This is a genomic window from Rhizobium sp. YAF28 (genome assembly GCF_052113285.1).
Lineage (GTDB): Bacteria > Pseudomonadota > Alphaproteobacteria > Rhizobiales > Rhizobiaceae > Rhizobium.
On record NZ_JBFRCX010000012.1, the window covers coordinates 127,747 to 145,036 of the forward strand.

Here is a 17,290-nt window from a genome sequence, read left to right on the forward strand (position 1 = left end):
TCAGTTTAAGTGTTGAACAATATAAATATTTTACATGCCGATGTCACGCCTCTAGGCTCTTCCCAACTTGACCGAGACACGGAGGAGACGACATGGCCAAGAGCAAACCGAAGATCGCAATCATTGGCGCCGGCATGGGCGGACTTGCCGCTGCGGCGACACTGCGCAAGGTCGGTATCGACGTCCAGGTTTACGAGCAGGCGCCGAAATTCGCGCGCGTCGGCGCCGGCATCCAGATGCTGCCCAATTCGTCGCATGTGCTACGCGGCATCGGCGTGCTGGATCGCCTCAAGAAGATTGCCTTCGAACCCTATTCCCATCTCAACCGCGTCTGGGACACCGGCGAGATCAAGCGCGAGCTGCCGATGCCGGAGAGCCTCTACGGTGCGCCGTTCCTCTGCATGCATCGTGCCGATCTGCATGAAGCGCTTTACTCGGTGCTTCCGCCTGAGATCGTCCATCTCGGCAAGAAGCTCGTCGGCCTCGATCAGAAGAACGGCGGCGTCAGCCTTTCCTTCGCCAATGGCACCACGGTTGAAGCCGATGCGGTCATTGCCGCTGATGGCGTTCACTCGCTGGTGCGCGAGATCATCGTCGGTCCGGATGCGCCGCTTCACAAGGGACGTATCGCCTATCGCGCAGTCTTCGATGCCAGCCTGATGAACGGGGGCGAGATTGCGCCTTCAAGAACGAAATGGTGGGGCGTCGACCGGCATATCGTGATCTATTACACGGCCGCAGATCGCAGCTCGCTGTATTTCGTCACCAGCGTTCCGGAGTCGGCCGACTGGATGACGGCCGAATCCTGGTCGGCAAAGGGTGACGTCAAGGAGTTGAGAGCTGCCTATGAGGGCTTCCATCCGGAAGTGCAGATGGTACTCAACGCCTGCCCGGATTGCCACAAATGGGCAATTCTCGAACGCGAACCGCTGCCGCGCTGGAGCGATGGCCGCGTTGCACTTCTCGGAGACGCCTGCCATCCAATGACGCCCTATATGGCGCAGGGTGCCGCAACCTCGATCGAGGACGCCGCCGTGCTGGCGCGTTGCCTTGAGGCCGTCGACAATGACGACATCGAAAGTGCCTTCCGCCGTTACGAGGCCAACCGCAAGCCGCGTACGTCTCGCATTCAGGCCATCTCCAGCGCCAACACATGGATGTCGGGCGGAAACGAGGATACGACATGGCTCTACGGCTATGACGCCTGGAACGTGCCGCTTGTCGGCGAAAACGAACTGGCTATGGCCGGCTGATCGGAACAGCGCAATGTTGCAGCAAGAAACCAGCACGATGGACGGTCACTACGAGTTCGTGACCGTCTCGGATGAGGCAACTATCGCCTTTCGGCGATACGGCACGCCGGGAAAGCCACGCCTGCTGCTGATCCATTCGCTCGCCCTTGACGGCAGCATCTGGACGGATGTCGTCTCCGGACTGAAGGCGCAGGCCGAGATAATCTGCATCGACTGCCGCGGGCATGGCTGGAGCAGCCGCGCCCCCCTTTCCCAAGCAATCGAACGCTACGCTAATGACATCGCCGAGGTGCTTGACAAGGTCGGGTGGGACAAGGTGGTCGTTGCGGGCTGCTCCATGGGCGGCTGCATCGCGCAGGCTTTTGCCGCCCGCCACCCGAAACGGGTGGCGGCAATGACCCTTATCGATACCACGGCCTGGTATGGAGAAAAGGCACCGCAGGAATGGCGGGCACGGGCTCAGAAAGCGCGGGCCGAAGGCCTCGCCTCGATGGCCGCCTTCCAGGCAACCCGCTGGTTCGGCGACCGTTTCAGGGCGGAAAATCCGCGCAAGATCCAGGAGATGATGGAGATCTTTGTCCGCAACGATCTCGATGCCTATGAGGCGATCTGCATCATGCTCGGCAATGCCGATCTTCGCAGCGCGCTTGCCGGTTTTCATTTCCCGGTCTCCGTCATTGTCGGCGAAGAAGACTATGCGACCCCAGTCGAGAGTGCGCGCCAGCTTGCAAAGGCAATCCCCGGAGCGTCCCTGACGATCCTGCCGGGCGCCCGGCACCTGACGCCAATTGAATGCAGCGATGTCATCGCAGATGCGATCGCCAAGATGATTGAAGCTGCCGCCCATTAGGGCAAAGCTGGCGGCAGGGGGCGCCGCCGGCGTGCTGAACCGTGCTGATCTGGGAGGATGATATGCGCGATAACAATAGCATACTGGTTGCCGGCCGGGTTGCAGGCGAGGTCTCGCACGACGACCCGCAGCAGACGCGGTTGGCTGGCCGCGCCGCGGTTTTGACTGCACGCTTCGAAGCGATCCCCTTTACGCCCTGGCACCGCCGGGCGCGTATCATCATGGGCAGCGCTACATTCCTCGATGCCTTCGATGCTCTTTCGCTGGCATTTGTTCTGCCGATCCTGATCAAACTCTGGGCACTGACGCCGGCTCAGATCGGCTGGATGATTGCGGCAAGCTACATCGGCCAACTCGTCGGCGCCCTCCTCTTCAGCCGCCTTGCGGAGACGCTCGGCCGCGTTCACATGGCAGCGTCGGCGACCGCGCTGATGTCGGTCATGAGCCTCGCCTGCATATTGGTCGGCGATTTCCAGATGCTGTTCATTTGCCGTCTGATTCAGGGTATCGGGGTCGGCGGCGAAATGCCAGTCGCGGCCACCTATATCAGCGAGCTTTTGCGCGCCAAGGGTCGCGGGCGCAACTTCATGCTCTACGAGTTGATCTTTCCGATCGGCCTGATGGTGACCGGCCAGGTCGGCACATTGATCGTGCCGGTCTTCGGCTGGAAATCACTGTTCCTGCTTGGCGGGATTCCGGGTCTGCTGATTGCCTATATGCTCTATCGGCTGCCGGAATCGCCGCGCTGGCTGATCGGCCAGGGCAGGTTGGACGAAGCCGAAAAAGTGATCCGCCAGGCCGAGGAAAGTGCGCGGCGCAAGGATCCCGGCTATTCCTTCGACGATCGCGCCTATAACGAAGCGACGCTGGCGCTCGGCGGTCAAAGCCAGGCCGCTGCGCCCCGGACACCCAGCCGTTGGCGGGAACTGTTGTCACCGACCTTCCGTATGCGCACCATCGTCGCCTGGATCCTCTGGGCAAGCTCGTTCTTTGTCGCCAACAGCCTGAACAACTGGATGCCGACGCTCTATCACACCGTCTATTCACTGGAACTCGGCAGTGCGCTGCGGGCAGCCTCGATGACTAATGTCGCACAGGTCGTCATACTGCTCGCCTGCGCCTTCTGCATCGACCGTATCGGGCGACGCACCTGGGCCGTCGTCTCCTTCCTCGTCGGTGCCGTTCTCTTGGCCGCACTCGCCGCCGGTGGTGCGAGCAGCCTCTGGTCACTCATTCTGCTGGCTACACTTGCCTATGGCGTCGTCGGCTCCGTCAACGCCGTACTCTACCTCTACACGCCGGAAATTTACCCGACACGCATGCGCGCGGTCGGTACGGGCCTTGCGACATCATGGCTGCGTATCGCCTCAGCCGTCGGTCCGACGACGGTCGGCTACATGGTCGGCGCACAGGGCATCAAGTCGGTCTTCATCATGTTCGGGATCGTCGCCGTTATCGGCGCGCTTGCGGCAACGCAGATGATCGAGACCGGTGGACGCAGGCTCGAGGAGATTTCCTCCTAACTCATGCCCCGTCCGGCTGCATTCGCGGAAAGAAGCCCCGGTATCTTTGATGCCGGGGCTTCGACATTTCTAAGGCCTCAGGCGCCGTGCGGCACGGCAGCATGCTCCTTGCGCGCGATCACCGTAGCGACGACAAAGACGAGCAGGGCGCCGACCGCAAGGCAGACAGCCAGAAAGAACATCGGCGCAATCGTGCTGCCGGTTTCGTCCTTGATCCAAGGCACGACGTTCTGAGCGACGAAGCCGCCGAGATTGCCGACAGAATTGATGGCTGCCAGGCCCGCCGCAGCACCCGCGCCCTTAAGGAAGCGGGACGGCAGGCTCCAGAAGACCGGCTGTGGTGCGAAGATGCCGGCCGCGGCAATGCAGAGGAAGATAAACTGCAGCGTGTTGTTCGGAACAAGCGCCGAGAGCAGCAGGCAGGCCGCACCGATGAAGGCGGGGATGACGATATAAGGCGTCTTCGCCTTCGCCTTGTCGGCGGCAGTCGGCACCGCCCAGAGCGCAATCGCCACCAGTATCCACGGGATGATGTTGAGCAAGCCGTTCACAGTGTTGCTGACGCCGAAGGCTTTCACGATGGTCGGCAGCCAGTAGCTGAGACCATAAGCGGCAAGCGGGAAGGCGATGTAGCAGAGCGCCATCAACAGGACACGGGGGTCGATGAGTGCCTTGAAGCCGTTCTCGGCATTGTGATCCATGCCGGAATTTTCCGACGCCAGGCGGTCTGCCAGCCAGCCCTTCTCCTCGTTGCTGAGGAACCTCGCGTTTTCAGGGCGGTCATAGAGGTAGAAGAAGGTAACGACACCAGCAATGACGGCCGGAATGCCTGTCGCCAGAAAGACCCATTGCCAGCCGGCATGGCCGAGGAAGCCGTCGAGATCGAGCAACATGCCTCCAACAGGCGCGCCGACGGCATTGGCAAGTGCGCTGAAGATCATGAAGAGACCCACCATGCGGCCGCGATAATCCGAGGGGAACCAGAGCGTCAAAAGATAGAGGACGCCTGGAAAGAAGCCCGCCTCGCAGACGCCGAGCAGGAAACGCAGGATGTAAAACATTGTCGCATTCTGCGTATAGGAGAGCAGGATGGTAACGATGCCCCAGGATACGAGAATACGGGCGAACCAGACGCGTGCGCCGAACCTGTCGAGGAATAGGTTGCTCGGTACTTCAAAAAGGAAATAGCCGATAAAGAAGAGCGAGGCGCCAAGGCCATAGGCATATTCGCTCATGCCGAGAGCGCCGACCATTTCCAGCTTGGCGAAGCTGACATTCTGACGATCGATATAGGCAATGAGGTAAAGGATTCCGAGGAATGGCATGAGCCGCCAGGTAATCTTGGAGATCAACTGCTGTTCGTTGACCATTGCAAATTCTCCAAATGATTGTTGCTTTTCTCGCCAATAGATAGCCACCTCCGGACGATTATCAATCACACCGAACGGATGGGGACGGCTCCTGCATTGACAAGCGATATGTCGACAGCCATGCCTAGGAGCGTGGAAGCCATCCTTTCTGCCCGTATCTCCAGAGAGATCATCATGTCCATGCCCTCCCCCCGCGATTTCCTGACTTCGCTATTTTCCGCCGCCGTGCGCGCCGCCGATCCGCTGACCGGTATTACCGCGCATTTGCCGGAGAAACCTGATGGCAGGACAGTCGTAATCGGCGCCGGCAAGGGTGCCGCGCAGATGGCACGCGCGTTGGAACGCGTGTGGGACGGACCGCTCGAAGGCGTGGTGGTCACCCGCTATGGCTACGGTTGTGAGACCGACCATATCGAGATCATCGAAGCCGCTCATCCGGTTCCCGACGCCGCCGGCCTTGCCGCCTCCAGACGATTGATGGAGACGGTCGCCGGACTAGGTGAGAACGACCTCGTCATCGCACTGATCTGCGGCGGCGGCTCGGCGCTCCTGCCTTCCCCACCGGAAGGGCTGACGCTGCAGGACGAGATCCTCTTGAACGAGTTGCTGCTTGCTTCTGGCGCACCGATCTCGGCCATGAACGTCGTGCGCAAACACCTCTCCACCATCAAAGGCGGGCGGCTGGCTGCTGCGACCAAGGCCCGCGTCGTCAGCCTGATCGTCTCGGACATTCCCGGCGACAATCCCGCCCATGTTGCCTCAGGCCCGACCGTTCCCGACGGTTCGACCCGGCACGATGCGCTTCAGATCATCCAGCAGTACAGCCTCAAGCTGCCGCAGGCGGCTATCGATCATCTGAACTCCCCAAAGGCCGATGCGCCACGGCCGGACGATCCGGCCTTTGCCGGCCATGAGCACTACATCATCGCATCGGCCGGAGTATCGCTGGAGGCGGCCGCCGAACTTGCACGTTCGCAGGGAATAACGCCAGCGATCCTGTCGGATTCCGTCGAAGGGGAATCGCGCGACGTGGCGCTGGTACATGCGGCGATCGCTCGCGAGGTCGCCGGCCGCGACCGGCCTTTCACGAAGCCGGCCGTCATTCTCTCCGGCGGGGAGACGACGGTGACACTACGTGGCAAGGGTGGCAAAGGCGGCCGCAACGGTGAATTCGCGCTGGCGCTCGCATTGGCAATCGACGGGCACAACGCCATCCATGTGCTTGCCGCCGACACCGACGGCATCGACGGTTCGGAAAACAATGCCGGCGCATTTTCCGACGGCAGTACAGTCAAGCGGCTGCGCGCCGCCGGCTTTGACCCGCGCCGGGTGCTCGACGGCAATGACAGCTATTCCGGTTTCAAGGCGATCGGTGACCTCTTCGAAACCGGCCCGACCGGCACCAACGTGAATGATTTCAGGGCAATCCTGATCGTCTGACCACTCTTCGATGAAAGAGCCGTGCGACTTACCGATTTATCGATGCGTCCTCGGATAGAGATTTCGCGCCGGCGACGTCCAGTTGGCGAGTGTCGCGGGATCGGGCTTCCATATCTCGACCTTCAACGGATAGCATGCGGCCATATCGCTGGAATGGCTTGCGGCGCAATCGCCACCCGGGCAGGCCGACAAGGCGCCGAGAAGATCGATCTCGGCGAAGAACTCGATGAAATCTCCGGGCCTGACGGGGCTGGCCTTCATGAAATACTGGTGCGTGTCCCTGGTGAAACCGGTGCACATGAAGACGTTGAGCACGTCATGCACATGCATCTCGGCCTGCTCGAGCGGCATGCCGCTATCGGCAGCGAGCGCACGCGTCAGGTTCGAATGGCAGCAATGGTGGTAGTCGCTACCCTTCAGCAATCGGTTCGTATAAGGATCGCAGCGCGTGCCGATGACATCATGAATGCCGGCACCGTCGTCATCCCAGCCATACCAGCCGAGGCTGTCATAGGTGATCGTCGCCATAGGGCGCAGATACGGCAATGTGCTCCAGAGACGATCGCCGACACCGACATGGGTTGCGTGCAGAGCCCGTGTCTTGCCGCTGAAAAACCGTTCGGTGAGATCGGCAGCGTTCCACAGATTGAGGTCACCGACCTGCGGACCGTCGATGCTGACGATGCGAAAGAAATGCCCCTGCGGAACGTGGAAGCTGCCTGCCTCGCGCGGTGGCACGATCACCTCGCTGACCTTCGTCAGCGTTTCGCGGGCGGCCTCGAGCAGACCGAGATCCGCAGACGGCAGCGTTTCGACGGGATAGACGACCACGGGCGGTGCTGACCGCCGCTCGGCTGCGTCAGATGGAATTGGCACTATCGACTGCTTCGACATCCGGTTAGTTCCGCTCCGCTGGCGATCTTCCGGTGCTGCGCCCGGTGACACGCAATAAGTCGCCGAGCACTCTTAGCGAGGTTGCGCCATTGGGCAACCGAGATGTTTCTTGCCCTATGGGCAAGTTTTGCTTAGTCATCCTGACATGAGAAACCTTCCCCTCGCATCACTGCGGGCATTCGAAGCCGCCGCACGCCACGAAAGCTTCGTCCGGGCGGCTGCCGAACTGAACCTGAAACCGGCCGGCATCAGCCAGCACGTGAGGGCGATGGAGAATTGGCTCCGCATCCCCATGTTTCTGCGTCATAGCCGGGGCGTGACGCTGACAGCCGCCGGCAGGGAATTCGGCGCAGCCGTCACGCATGCGTTGGCACATATCGAAGTCGCCGCCGGGCAGTTGAGGCTGGAAGCAAACAGCCGCCCGGTCAGCGTTGCGTGCATTCCCTCGATGGCAGTGCGATGGCTCATTCCGCAGCTGCCGAGACTGAGAATTGCTTATCCTGATATCAGGATCAGCATCGTCTATGCGCTCGATGCCAGGACGCCCGAAGCGGCAGGTGCCGATCTCCTGGTCTGCCACGGCGTGCGACCAAGCCCCAGCGCCATCAAGCTCCTGGATGCAGCAACCAGACCAACCTGTTCTGCGGAATTCCTCGCCCGGCATGGCCCCTTTCACAAACCAGCTGACCTGCTTGCCTGTGAAATCCTGCATGACGAGACGATCGATGCCTGGGCGCGCTGGTTGTCAGGCGCCGGCATCAATTCCGCGCCGAAGGCCGGACCTGTTTTTGCCGACTTCAATCTCATGATCGGCTCGTTGATCAGCGGCCAGGGTATCGGACTTTGCCCAACCGCACTGATCGCAGAGGAGATCGCGGCGGGTTCACTCGTCTCCCTCTTCGAGAGGGCTTCCGATATGGACAAGGCCTACTGGCTCATCGAGGCAAAGGGCCTCTCGCGCGAGGCAAGAACGTTTCGCGATTGGCTGCTTGCAGCAAGGCAGGACGAGGCCTGACGGACCGATCAGGCTTTGGCCCGCTTCGGAACAGGCAGATCCTGAAGTGTCATGCGCCAGATGTTGCGACCATCGGCCTTGGCGCGATAGAGCGCCCGGTCCGCCTCCTGCATGAGTGCTTCGTGGTCCACTCCGTCAGCTGCAGCAATGCCGACGCTGATGCCGAGGCGGATGGCAAGACCATTGATGGTAAAAGGCTGCTCGAAGGCGCCGATGCAGCGCTCGGCGAGATCAATCGCTTCGCCTCTTTCTCCCGTCATCAGGATTGCGAATTCATCGCCCCCGAGCCGGGCGACCAAATGACCTCGCGCATGCATGTGCAGCCGATTGGCAACATTTTTCAGCACTTCATCCCCGGCAGCATGGCCAAACGTGTCATTGACGGGCTTGAACCCATCCAGATCCAGACAGCAGATGATGACCTTTTCCCGGTCCTCCGATGCAAGGGCTTTTTCGAGCGCCTTGTAGAATTGCATCCTGTTTGGCAGGCCTGTGAGAATGTCGTGATGCGCCAAACGATTGGCTTCAGTCTCGGCAAGAATTCTGTCGCTGACATCGGCCACAGTGAGCAGCAGCCGATGCTCGGCCCCTTCGTGGAGCTGACGAACATAGATCAGCACGTGGCGCTCTGATCCGTCCCGCGTCGTCTGTCGCCAGATCGTCCGTGCATCACAGTCACCGTCGAGATGGAGGAGGACCCTCTCGAACGCCTGGAGTTCGCCGTCGACATGCATGTCGCAGGCTCGCTTCGACAGTAGCGTCGCAGGTTGGAAACCATAGAAATCAACAGCTGCCTGGTTGGCCTGAAGAATGGCGAGGCTATCGCCATCGCACAAAAGCATGGGCATGGGGTTGGCGTTGAACAATTGGCGAAGCCAGTCTTCCCGCTGCTTGAGGCCGGTAATATCGATGCGCATGCCGATCGCGCCGCCGTCGGGCGTGCGCCGGTCGTCGTGGCGCAGCCACCGGCCATCCCGCAACTGCTGCTCTTCTTGCGAAACCGGCTGACGAAATTTCTGCATGCGGGCCGTGAACCACGCCTCCTTGTCCTCGACGAGCTCGCGCATCCCGTCGCCGGCGAGACTGCTCCTCAATATATCCTCAAAGGCGACACCGGGCCTGAGATGCTCGGCTATATCAGCGTAAAGCTCGGCATATTTCTGGTTCCAGAGAACATAGCGGTCGCTGGCGTCGAACACGCAGACCGCCTCCGGCAGCATCTCGATGACATAGCGCAGGCGCAGATTGGCCTCGCGCGCCGCATAACCAGCAGGACGCTTGTCATCCACCGGCTCGAGGAAAGCAGCCGTGACCGTCTCCGTGCCAGTAGGCCAGCTCACGACCTGTACGCGGCATAGCAGACAATGACCAGAATGATCGCTGATGAAGGCAGTGGAGACGCCCGAGAGCAACGGCCATTCCGGCATGAGTTCGGTAATACCCGCGCCGCGAGGCCGGTCTTCAAGATGGAGGAGATGCCCGGCTTCGGCATTGGCAAAGATGACATGACCGGTGGTGTCGAGCACGATCACCGCCATCGGACATGCCTGCAGGAATGCAAGGATCTCGGCACCAAGCATCATTAGTCCAACCGTAAAGTCGCTTCAGCAGATCTTTCGGATGCGACTTTAACAGCGGAACGTAAAGGAATGTAACCACGCCTCACAGTGCGAGCATTTCATACACACTCCGAAGCAAGACAAGGTTTCTCGAAAGTTAACAGAAGATCCTGATGTAATGTTCCACGACGAAATGGCTTGGGTTTTGCATTGGCTTCACTGCTCTGACCCCGACTACATCACGACGCAAGGCCGCGTCTTCTCGCCTGAGCTGGAAATCACCACGCGCTCAACAGGCAACACGCGCGTCTGTCACGCCTGCACAATTGGTAGGATTTTTCATGAACCGGTGAACGAAAGAAATAAATAGTCTATAGATTTTATAGGGAATTCGACACCCTTCCCGTCATCGCTTCCTGACATTGCAACCTCAAACGGGAAACATCAACGATGACATTGGCAAAAATATTGGGAACGGCTGTGCTTGGCCTCGTCTCCCTCGGCATGTTCAGCAACGTGGCAGTGGCCGAGGCGAGTGCGCCGCTGCTCGACAAGGTGCCATCGGGAACGGTCCTGACGATCGGTGATCCGGTGACGCAGAAGGCCCTTGAGGTTTCCGGCCTCATCAAGGAACTCACCTTCGAGGTCAAATGGGCCAATCTCAGCGGCGGCCCGCAGACCTCCGAAGCCTTCCGCGCGCACGCTCTCGATGTCGGCTCTGTGGCCGAAATCCCGTCGATCTTCGCAACTTGGAACAACCTGCCCGTCCGCAACATCGCCTATCGCGAACGAAAAGACCCCATTGCCAATCCAATCTACCGTTTCGGCATCGCGCCTGGCGTCGACGTCAAGTCGCTCGCAGATTTCCGCGGCAAGCGTATCGCCTTCAGCCCCGGCCAGGCCCAGGGCACGCTCGTGCTTCGCGCGCTCCATGCCGCAGGCCTGACGAAGAAAGACGCCACGCTGGTCGAGTTGCCGAGCACCGGCGATGTCTATCCGAAGGCACTCGCCAGCAAGCAGGTCGATATCGCGCCGCTCGGCGGCGTCAATATCCGCCGCTACATCAGCCAGTATGGCTCCGATGGCGCAAGCCTCATCGAGCACGGCCTGCGCGACGACCCCTCCCATCTCTATGCACCGCAATGGGTGCTGGACGATCCCGCAAAAGCAGCCGCCCTTGGCGAATATGTCCGCCTCTGGGCGCGCGCAACCGAATGGGTCGATGAGAATCCTGAGATCTGGATCAAGCAATATTACATCGGCCAGCAGGGCCTGAGCCGCGAGGATGCCGAATTTCTTATCAAGCTCGCAGGTACCCAGGTCATCCCCGATAGCTGGGCGGACGTGAAGAAGCGCCATCAGGAAACCATCAACCTGTTGGCCAGCGAGCTTGGCTACCAGCCCTTCGACGTCGAACAGATCTTCGACAACCGCTTCGAAAAAATCGCTGCAGGCGCTCTGCCAAGAAGCCAGTGATCGCGCGTGCCGTTCCGTAGCGAAAAGAGGAGATCGCAAGCATGGCAACCACTTGGGATGCAGATAACGTCAAGACATCACGGATATCGTCGCGCGGAAGCGCTGGTGTCACCGCCTCGACAAAACCCGCGGTCTCCCGCGCCCGCCGCAGGCTCGGCCCCGGACGCGAGATACCCTTCGGACTGCAGATCGGTCCGGCACTGCTGGTGCTGGCCTGGGTTGCCGGATCGGCATTGGGGTGGATTGATCCGCGCATTCTCTCGGCGCCCTGGACGGTCGTCGAGGCCTTCGGACGGCTGATCGCCGAGGGCCGCCTGCAGGACAACTTCGTGACGTCTGCGACGCGCGCGCTGCTCGGTCTCAGCATCGGCCTTGTCATCGGCACGGCCCTCGCGGTCATCGCCGGTCTGTCCCGCATCGGCGAGGCGCTGATCGACGGCCCGATCCAGATCAAGCGCGCCATCCCGACGCTGGCGCTGATCCCGCTTTTTATCCTGTGGTTCGGGATTGGTGAAGGCATGAAGGTCACGACCATCGTGCTTGCCGTCATCATCCCCATCTACATCCACACCCACAATGCACTGCGTAGCATCGACAGCCGTTACGTCGAGCTCGCCGAGACGCTGCGCATGAGCCAGAAGGACTTTATCTTCCAGGTCGTACTGCCCGGCGCCCTGCCCGGTTTCCTTCTCGGTCTGCGCTTTGCCGTCACGCTCTGCTGGGTGTCGCTCGTGGTGGTCGAACAGATCAACTCCACCAGCGGCCTCGGCTACATGATCGATCTTGCCCGCACCTATGGCCAGACCGACGTCATTCTCGTCGGCCTCGTGGTCTATGTGCTTCTCGGCCTCGTCTCGGACGGTCTCGTCCGACTGCTCGAACGGAGGGTCCTGTCATGGCGCCGCACTCTGGCCAATTAAAGCCTGCCGTCCACGTCGCAAATCTCGTGCGGCGTTTTGCTGCAAAGACGATCCTCGACGGCGTGGATCTCGATATCGGCGAGGGCGAGTTCGTGGCCCTGCTCGGGAAAAGCGGATCAGGCAAGAGCACTTTCCTCAAAGCCCTTGCCGGCCTCGACCACGAGGTCGAGGGAACGGGTACGTTCGAGACGCCGGAAAAACTCTCGGTGGTCTTTCAGGATGCCCGCCTGCTGCCCTGGCGCACGGTCATCCAGAACGTCACGCTCGGCCTGCCGGGTGAAACCGGGCAGGAAGCCGGACGCAAGGCGCTCGCCGAAGTCGGTCTCGAAGGACGGGAGACTGCCTGGCCGAACCAGCTTTCCGGCGGTGAGCAGCAGAGGGTGGCGCTCGCCCGCTCACTGGTGCGCGAGCCGGCCCTGCTGCTGGCAGACGAGCCCTTCGGCGCGCTCGATGCGCTGACCCGGCTGAAGATGCATGACCTCTTGCGGGAGCTTTGTGCAAAACACCGCCCCGCCGTTCTCCTCGTCACCCATGATGTCGATGAGGCGATCTCGCTCGCCGACCGGATCCTGGTGCTCGACGAGGGCCGTTTCGTGGAGGATCTGCGCATCGACCTGCCGGCGCCGCGCGATCACGGCGATCCGCGCTTCGCACAGATCCGAACCCGTCTTCTGAGCAGGCTCGGGGTTGATGCCCCCGGCCGCCGCGCCGCCTGAAACCAACGGAGATCGCCATCATGGCTAGTCAGAAAAGACAGATACGGCTTGGCGCATTCATCATGGCAACGGGCCATCATATTGCCGCCTGGCGCCACCCGGACGCGCAGGCCGATGCCGGCTTGAATATCGATCACTATCGCGAACTGGCTCAGACCGCCGAACGCGGCAAGTTCGACCTGGTTTTCGTTGCCGACAGCCCCGCCGGCTGGGAGCGCGCCAAGGATCCGGAAGCATTGCGCCGCACGGCCCAGGGCGCTCATTTCGAGCCAGTGACTCTATGGGCGGCGCTTTCGCAGGTGACGAGCAATATCGGCTTTGTCGCGACTGCCTCCACCACCTACGAGGACCCCTATCTGCTCGCCCGTAAATTCGCCTCGCTCGACTATATTTCCAAGGGGCGTGCGGCCTGGAATGTCGTCACCACAGGCGCCGATGTCTCCAAGAATTTTTCTATCCCTGGCCACCCGGCCCATGCCGACCGTTACGCACGGGCCGAGGAATTCGTCGACCTGGTGAAGGGCTTATGGGATTCCTACGAGGATGATGCCTTCATCCGCGACAAGGAAAGCGGCGTCTACCTCGATCCGGACAAGGTGCATCAGCTCAATCACAAGGGCCAGTTCTTCAGTGTCAGCGGGCCGTTGAATGTCGGACGCCCGGTTCAGGGTTACCCCGTCATCGTCCAGGCCGGCGCATCCGAGCCCGGACGCGAGCTCGCAGCGCGCACCGCCGAGATGATCTTTACCGCCAACCAGACCCTGGAAGACGCTCAGGAATTCTACTCCGACGTCAAAGGACGTCTTGCCCGCTACGGGCGCAGCCCGGACGAGCTGCTGATCAGCCCCGGCATCTTCCCGGTGCTCGGCGGCACAGAGGCTGAGGCGAAAGCAAATTACGACTATATCCAGTCGCTCGTTCACCCCTCGGTCGCCTGGAACATCCTGTCACGCCACTACAAGGGCGTCGATCTCTCCGGTTATTCGCTCGACGATCCTGCCCCGCCGCTTCCTGACAACACCGAGCTCAACAAGAGCCGCCTGAAGCTGGTCACCGATCTGGTCTCCCGCAACAATATGACGCTGCGCGAATTCTATCTGGCGGTCGCGACTGCCCGCGGCCACCGCACCGTGGTCGGCACGCCGGAACAGGTGGCGGACGCGATGCAGGAATGGTTCGACAATGGTGCCGCCGACGCCTTCAACATCATGCCGCCTGTCCTGCCGACAGGTTTGGCTGACTTCGTCGATCAGGTCGTTCCGATCCTGCGCAAGCGCGGTCTTTTCCGGGAAGAGTACGAGGGCACGACACTGCGCCAGAATCTCGGCCTTCGCCGCCCGCCGAATGGCTTGGCACTCAAGGCGCAGCAGGGCGAAGCGGCCCGGGCGGCGGGGTAATTCATCACCGCAGAGATACGGGGTAGCCGGGCTCGCAGGGAAAGCCCGGCTACCCTATCTTGATAATCCAATCGTTGAGAACCGCAGGCGCATCGCATGAGCAACAATCCGGAATTCCTCTGGTACATCCCCAATGCCGCCAAACCCGGCCACCGCGGCGATTCGGCAGCAGAAAACCACAATAGCCTGGAAACGCTGACGAGCCATGCCAAGGCACTTGAAGAGCATGGCTGGAAGGGCGCGCTCATCGGCACCGGCTGGGGCCGGCCGGACACCTTTACTCTGGCAACTGCACTTGCCGCACGGACAACAACCTTCGAGCCGCTGATCGCGATCCGCCCCGGTTACTGGCGGCCGGCGAATTTCGCCTCGGCGGCGGCCTCGCTCGATCATCTCACCAGCGGACGCGTGCGCGTCAACATCGTCTCCGGCAAAGACAATCTGGCCGCCTATGGCGACAGCGAGGGAGATCAGGCGCATCGCTATGGCCGCACCAAGGAATTCATGCGGCTGGTGCGAAAATTATGGACCGAGGAAAACGTCACCTTTGCCGGCGAGCACTTCGGGGTCAGCGAATCCACCGTCGTTCCACGCCTCGCGGCTCGCGGCGAGCGCCGCCATCCGAAACTCTATTTCGGCGGCGCATCGGAAGCGGCCGAGCGCGTCTCGGCCACCGAAGCTGACGTCCAGCTCTTTTGGGGTGAGCCGCTTGATGGCGTGCGGGAACGGATCGACCGTTTGAAGCAGCTGAGCCGCGATCTCGACCGCGACCTGCCGCCGCTTCAATTCGGGCTGAGGATTACGACGCTGGTCCGCGACACGACAGAAGAAGCTTGGGCCGATGCTGAAGCGAAGGTCGCCGAAATGGCAGAAAATAGCGGTGCTGGCTGGCACGACCACCAGCGGGCCGTCGCCGTCGGCCAGCAGCGCCTGCTCGACCTTCATCAGCGTGGTGAAGTGCTCGACGACAATCTTTACACCACGCCCGGCAAATTCGGCGGCGGCGGCGCAGGCACGACCTGGCTGGTCGGCTCCCCCGCAGATGTCGCCCGCTCACTGCGCAAATACCAGGAGCTCGGCATCAGCCATTTCGTGCTCTCCGACACGCCCTATCTTTCGGAGATCAAACGGCAGGGCGCGCAACTGCTGCCCTTGCTCAAGGCCGCATGACGGCGCCTGAAAAGCATATCTCCATCATCGTTAGTCGAGCAGCCCGAGACGCAACAAAAAACAGGCCCATTGGGCCTGTTTCTATTTCGCTCAGACACCTCAATGGGCGCCAGCACCTCCGCCGGCCTGCGGCTTCTTGGTCAGAAGCAAGGCAATTGCTGCGAGCGCCAATACCACGCCGATGACCGCGAACGTATCGCTGAAGCCCATGATGAGGGCCTGGCGCTTGACGATCTGGCCGAGCGCGACGATCGCCTTCTGCGATGCGACGGCCGGATCGGTAACACCGTTCTGGGTGAAATAAGCTGTGAGCTGGGTCAGGCGGTCGCGCACCTCGTCACGGGTCAACGTGATCGACTGACCTATGATGTTGGAGTGGAACTGCTCGCGCTTGGTCAGAATGGTGCCGAGCGAAGCCGTGCCGACCGCGCCACCGAGATTGCGCAGCATGTTGGTGAGGCCCGAGGCAGCAGCGGCATCTGCGGGCGCGATGCCGGCCGTCGTGATCGCGGTGATCGGGGTGAGCACCAGGGCCTGGCCGATGGCGCGCACGATATTCGGGATCCAGAACTGGTCGCCGCCATTGTTGGCCGAGAGCGTGATGTTCATGAAGCAACTGATTGCGAAGATCGAGATGCCGAGGAAGCCAATATAGCGGGCATCGAAGCGCTTCATCAGAACCGGCACCAGCGGGATCAGCAAGAGCTGTGGCAGGCCGGTCCAGGCAAGGACATTACCGATCTGCTCGGCATTATAGCGCTGCACCTGGCCGAGATATTGCGGCAGGATATAGACCGTGCCGAAGAGCGCCACACCGACCAGCACGTTGACCAGCACGCCGATGCCGAAATTGCGCTGTGTGAGCAGGCGCAGCTTCACCAGCGGCTTTTTGACGGTCAGTTCGATCCAGATGAAGGCAACCAGGAAAACGAAGGCGACGATGCCGAGCTTGACGATGAAGGGCGAGGAGAACCAGTCGTCCTTGTTGCCCTCTTCCAGTACGGTCTGCAGCGCCGAAAGGCCGATTGCCATAGTGACGATGCCGGCCCAATCGCCCTCCTTCAGAAGGTGAAGCTGCATCGGCTGCTTCTCAAGCGTCAGAGCGAGAGCCGCCGCCATGATGAGGCTCGGGATAGTGTTGATGAAGAAGATCGTCTGCCAGCCGTAATTCTCCGTCAGATAGCCGCCAATCGTCGGGCCGATGGCCGGGGCGAAGGTGACCGACAAGGCAAAGACGGCAAGGCCAAGCGGTTGCTGGCTCTTCGGCAGCTTGGTCAGCACCATGGTGAAGGCCATGGGGATCAGCACGCCGCCGGCAAAGCCCTGTAGGCCGCGCAGCAGGATCATCGTGCCGAGATCATGGGCGAAGGCACAGGCCATCGAAAAGATCGGGAAGAGGATGGAATTGACGAGGATATAGCGGCGGAACGAGAAGACATTGCTGAAATAGGCCGTCAGCGGAATGACGACGATCTCGCCGATCAGATAGGAGGTGGAGATCCAGGCGCCGTTGTCGACGCCTGTGCCAATGCCTCCCTCGATATCGAGGAGGGAGGCATTGGTGATCTGGATATTGAGGATCGCCATGAAGGCGCCGATCATGCCGGCGAGAACGGCAATCCAATCCCTTGTGCTGGCCTTGGTGCTGGCGCCCGGCTGCGGGATAGCGCCTGATGTTGTGGCGATACTGGACATGACACGATCTCC

At 61.1% G+C, this 17,290-nt stretch carries 14 protein-coding genes; 10 read left to right on the top strand and 4 right to left on the bottom strand.

Going from position 1 to position 17,290, the window contains the following annotated elements; genetic code table 11:
• Positions 1-92 precede the first annotated feature (92 nt).
• From AB4Z13_RS25565 to AB4Z13_RS25575, 3 genes are all read left to right on the top strand, one after another.
• Positions 93-1,253: an FAD-dependent monooxygenase gene (locus AB4Z13_RS25565; RefSeq protein ID WP_442207120.1), complete on the top strand. Its 1,161-nt coding sequence runs from the start codon at positions 93-95 to the stop codon at positions 1,251-1,253.
• Positions 1,254-1,266: 13 nt separating this feature from the next.
• Positions 1,267-2,103, top strand: coding sequence for an alpha/beta fold hydrolase (locus AB4Z13_RS25570; RefSeq protein WP_442207121.1), 837 nt, complete (start codon positions 1,267-1,269; stop codon positions 2,101-2,103).
• A gap of 62 nt (positions 2,104-2,165) precedes the next feature.
• On the top strand, positions 2,166-3,626 hold the full coding sequence (locus AB4Z13_RS25575; protein WP_442207122.1) for an MFS transporter: 1,461 nt from the start codon (positions 2,166-2,168) through the stop codon (positions 3,624-3,626).
• Positions 3,627-3,703: 77 nt separating this feature from the next.
• Here the strand turns inward: AB4Z13_RS25575 and AB4Z13_RS25580 are convergent, their stop codons facing one another.
• Positions 3,704-4,996: an MFS transporter gene (locus AB4Z13_RS25580; protein WP_442207123.1), complete on the bottom strand. Its 1,293-nt coding sequence runs from the start codon at positions 4,994-4,996 to the stop codon at positions 3,704-3,706.
• Positions 4,997-5,170: 174 nt separating this feature from the next.
• Here AB4Z13_RS25580 and AB4Z13_RS25585 point away from each other — a divergent pair, with 174 nt between their 5' ends.
• A complete protein-coding gene (locus AB4Z13_RS25585; protein ID WP_113322534.1) occupies positions 5,171-6,436 on the top strand; it encodes a glycerate kinase type-2 family protein in 1,266 nt (421 codons plus the stop codon).
• A gap of 36 nt (positions 6,437-6,472) precedes the next feature.
• Here AB4Z13_RS25585 and AB4Z13_RS25590 read toward each other — a convergent pair whose 3' ends face one another.
• A complete protein-coding gene (locus AB4Z13_RS25590) occupies positions 6,473-7,330 on the bottom strand; it encodes an urea carboxylase-associated family protein (RefSeq protein ID WP_442207124.1) in 858 nt (285 codons plus the stop codon).
• Between the two features lie 145 nt (positions 7,331-7,475).
• Here AB4Z13_RS25590 and AB4Z13_RS25595 point away from each other — a divergent pair, with 145 nt between their 5' ends.
• Positions 7,476-8,345, top strand: coding sequence for a LysR substrate-binding domain-containing protein (locus AB4Z13_RS25595; protein WP_113322532.1), 870 nt, complete (start codon positions 7,476-7,478; stop codon positions 8,343-8,345).
• 8 nt (positions 8,346-8,353) lie between these two features.
• Here the strand turns inward: AB4Z13_RS25595 and AB4Z13_RS25600 are convergent, their stop codons facing one another.
• Positions 8,354-9,928 (bottom strand): diguanylate cyclase domain-containing protein, encoded by a 1,575-nt coding sequence (locus tag AB4Z13_RS25600; RefSeq protein ID WP_442207125.1) that lies wholly within the window; start codon positions 9,926-9,928, stop codon positions 8,354-8,356.
• Between the two features lie 426 nt (positions 9,929-10,354).
• On the opposite strand from AB4Z13_RS25600, the gene AB4Z13_RS25605 reads away from it, so the two are divergent.
• The 5 genes from AB4Z13_RS25605 (at position 10,355) to AB4Z13_RS25625 (ending at position 15,583) form a co-directional block, all read left to right on the top strand.
• On the top strand, positions 10,355-11,380 hold the full coding sequence (locus tag AB4Z13_RS25605) for an ABC transporter substrate-binding protein (protein ID WP_442207126.1): 1,026 nt from the start codon (positions 10,355-10,357) through the stop codon (positions 11,378-11,380).
• 41 nt (positions 11,381-11,421) lie between these two features.
• Positions 11,422-12,300 (top strand): ABC transporter permease, encoded by an 879-nt coding sequence (locus tag AB4Z13_RS25610; protein WP_442207127.1) that lies wholly within the window; start codon positions 11,422-11,424, stop codon positions 12,298-12,300.
• Complete coding sequence (locus AB4Z13_RS25615; RefSeq protein WP_113322529.1) at positions 12,276-13,016, top strand: ABC transporter ATP-binding protein; 741 nt, start codon at positions 12,276-12,278, stop codon at positions 13,014-13,016. Before AB4Z13_RS25610 ends, AB4Z13_RS25615 begins: the two co-directional genes overlap by 25 nt.
• Before the next feature lie 20 nt (positions 13,017-13,036).
• A complete protein-coding gene (locus AB4Z13_RS25620; protein ID WP_442207128.1) occupies positions 13,037-14,413 on the top strand; it encodes an LLM class flavin-dependent oxidoreductase in 1,377 nt (458 codons plus the stop codon).
• Positions 14,414-14,509: 96 nt separating this feature from the next.
• Positions 14,510-15,583 carry an LLM class flavin-dependent oxidoreductase gene (locus tag AB4Z13_RS25625; protein ID WP_113322527.1) on the top strand — a complete coding sequence of 358 codons (1,074 nt, stop codon included), beginning with the start codon at positions 14,510-14,512 and terminating at the stop codon, positions 15,581-15,583.
• A 99-nt stretch (positions 15,584-15,682) separates the two neighbouring features.
• Here the strand turns inward: AB4Z13_RS25625 and AB4Z13_RS25630 are convergent, their stop codons facing one another.
• Positions 15,683-17,278 carry a DHA2 family efflux MFS transporter permease subunit gene (locus tag AB4Z13_RS25630; protein ID WP_442207129.1) on the bottom strand — a complete coding sequence of 532 codons (1,596 nt, stop codon included), beginning with the start codon at positions 17,276-17,278 and terminating at the stop codon, positions 15,683-15,685.
• Positions 17,279-17,290: the final 12 nt, after the last annotated feature.

What these genes read in the sequence shown, in the direction of transcription:
- AB4Z13_RS25625 (WP_113322527.1), top strand. Translation starts at nt 14,510, where the DNA reads ATGAGCAACAATCCGGAATTCCTCTGGTACATCCCCAATGCCGCCAAA.
- AB4Z13_RS25575 (WP_442207122.1), top strand. Translation starts at nt 2,166, where the DNA reads ATGCGCGATAACAATAGCATACTGGTTGCCGGCCGGGTTGCAGGCGAG.
- AB4Z13_RS25605 (WP_442207126.1), top strand. Translation starts at nt 10,355, where the DNA reads ATGACATTGGCAAAAATATTGGGAACGGCTGTGCTTGGCCTCGTCTCC.
- AB4Z13_RS25630 (WP_442207129.1), bottom strand. Translation starts at nt 17,278, where the DNA reads ATGTCCAGTATCGCCACAACATCAGGCGCTATCCCGCAGCCGGGCGCC.
- AB4Z13_RS25610 (WP_442207127.1), top strand. Translation starts at nt 11,422, where the DNA reads ATGGCAACCACTTGGGATGCAGATAACGTCAAGACATCACGGATATCG.
- AB4Z13_RS25615 (WP_113322529.1), top strand. Translation starts at nt 12,276, where the DNA reads ATGGCGCCGCACTCTGGCCAATTAAAGCCTGCCGTCCACGTCGCAAAT.
- AB4Z13_RS25580 (WP_442207123.1), bottom strand. Translation starts at nt 4,996, where the DNA reads ATGGTCAACGAACAGCAGTTGATCTCCAAGATTACCTGGCGGCTCATG.
- AB4Z13_RS25620 (WP_442207128.1), top strand. Translation starts at nt 13,037, where the DNA reads ATGGCTAGTCAGAAAAGACAGATACGGCTTGGCGCATTCATCATGGCA.
- AB4Z13_RS25590 (WP_442207124.1), bottom strand. Translation starts at nt 7,330, where the DNA reads ATGTCGAAGCAGTCGATAGTGCCAATTCCATCTGACGCAGCCGAGCGG.
- AB4Z13_RS25600 (WP_442207125.1), bottom strand. Translation starts at nt 9,928, where the DNA reads ATGATGCTTGGTGCCGAGATCCTTGCATTCCTGCAGGCATGTCCGATG.
- AB4Z13_RS25570 (WP_442207121.1), top strand. Translation starts at nt 1,267, where the DNA reads ATGTTGCAGCAAGAAACCAGCACGATGGACGGTCACTACGAGTTCGTG.
- AB4Z13_RS25585 (WP_113322534.1), top strand. Translation starts at nt 5,171, where the DNA reads ATGTCCATGCCCTCCCCCCGCGATTTCCTGACTTCGCTATTTTCCGCC.
- AB4Z13_RS25595 (WP_113322532.1), top strand. Translation starts at nt 7,476, where the DNA reads ATGAGAAACCTTCCCCTCGCATCACTGCGGGCATTCGAAGCCGCCGCA.
- AB4Z13_RS25565 (WP_442207120.1), top strand. Translation starts at nt 93, where the DNA reads ATGGCCAAGAGCAAACCGAAGATCGCAATCATTGGCGCCGGCATGGGC.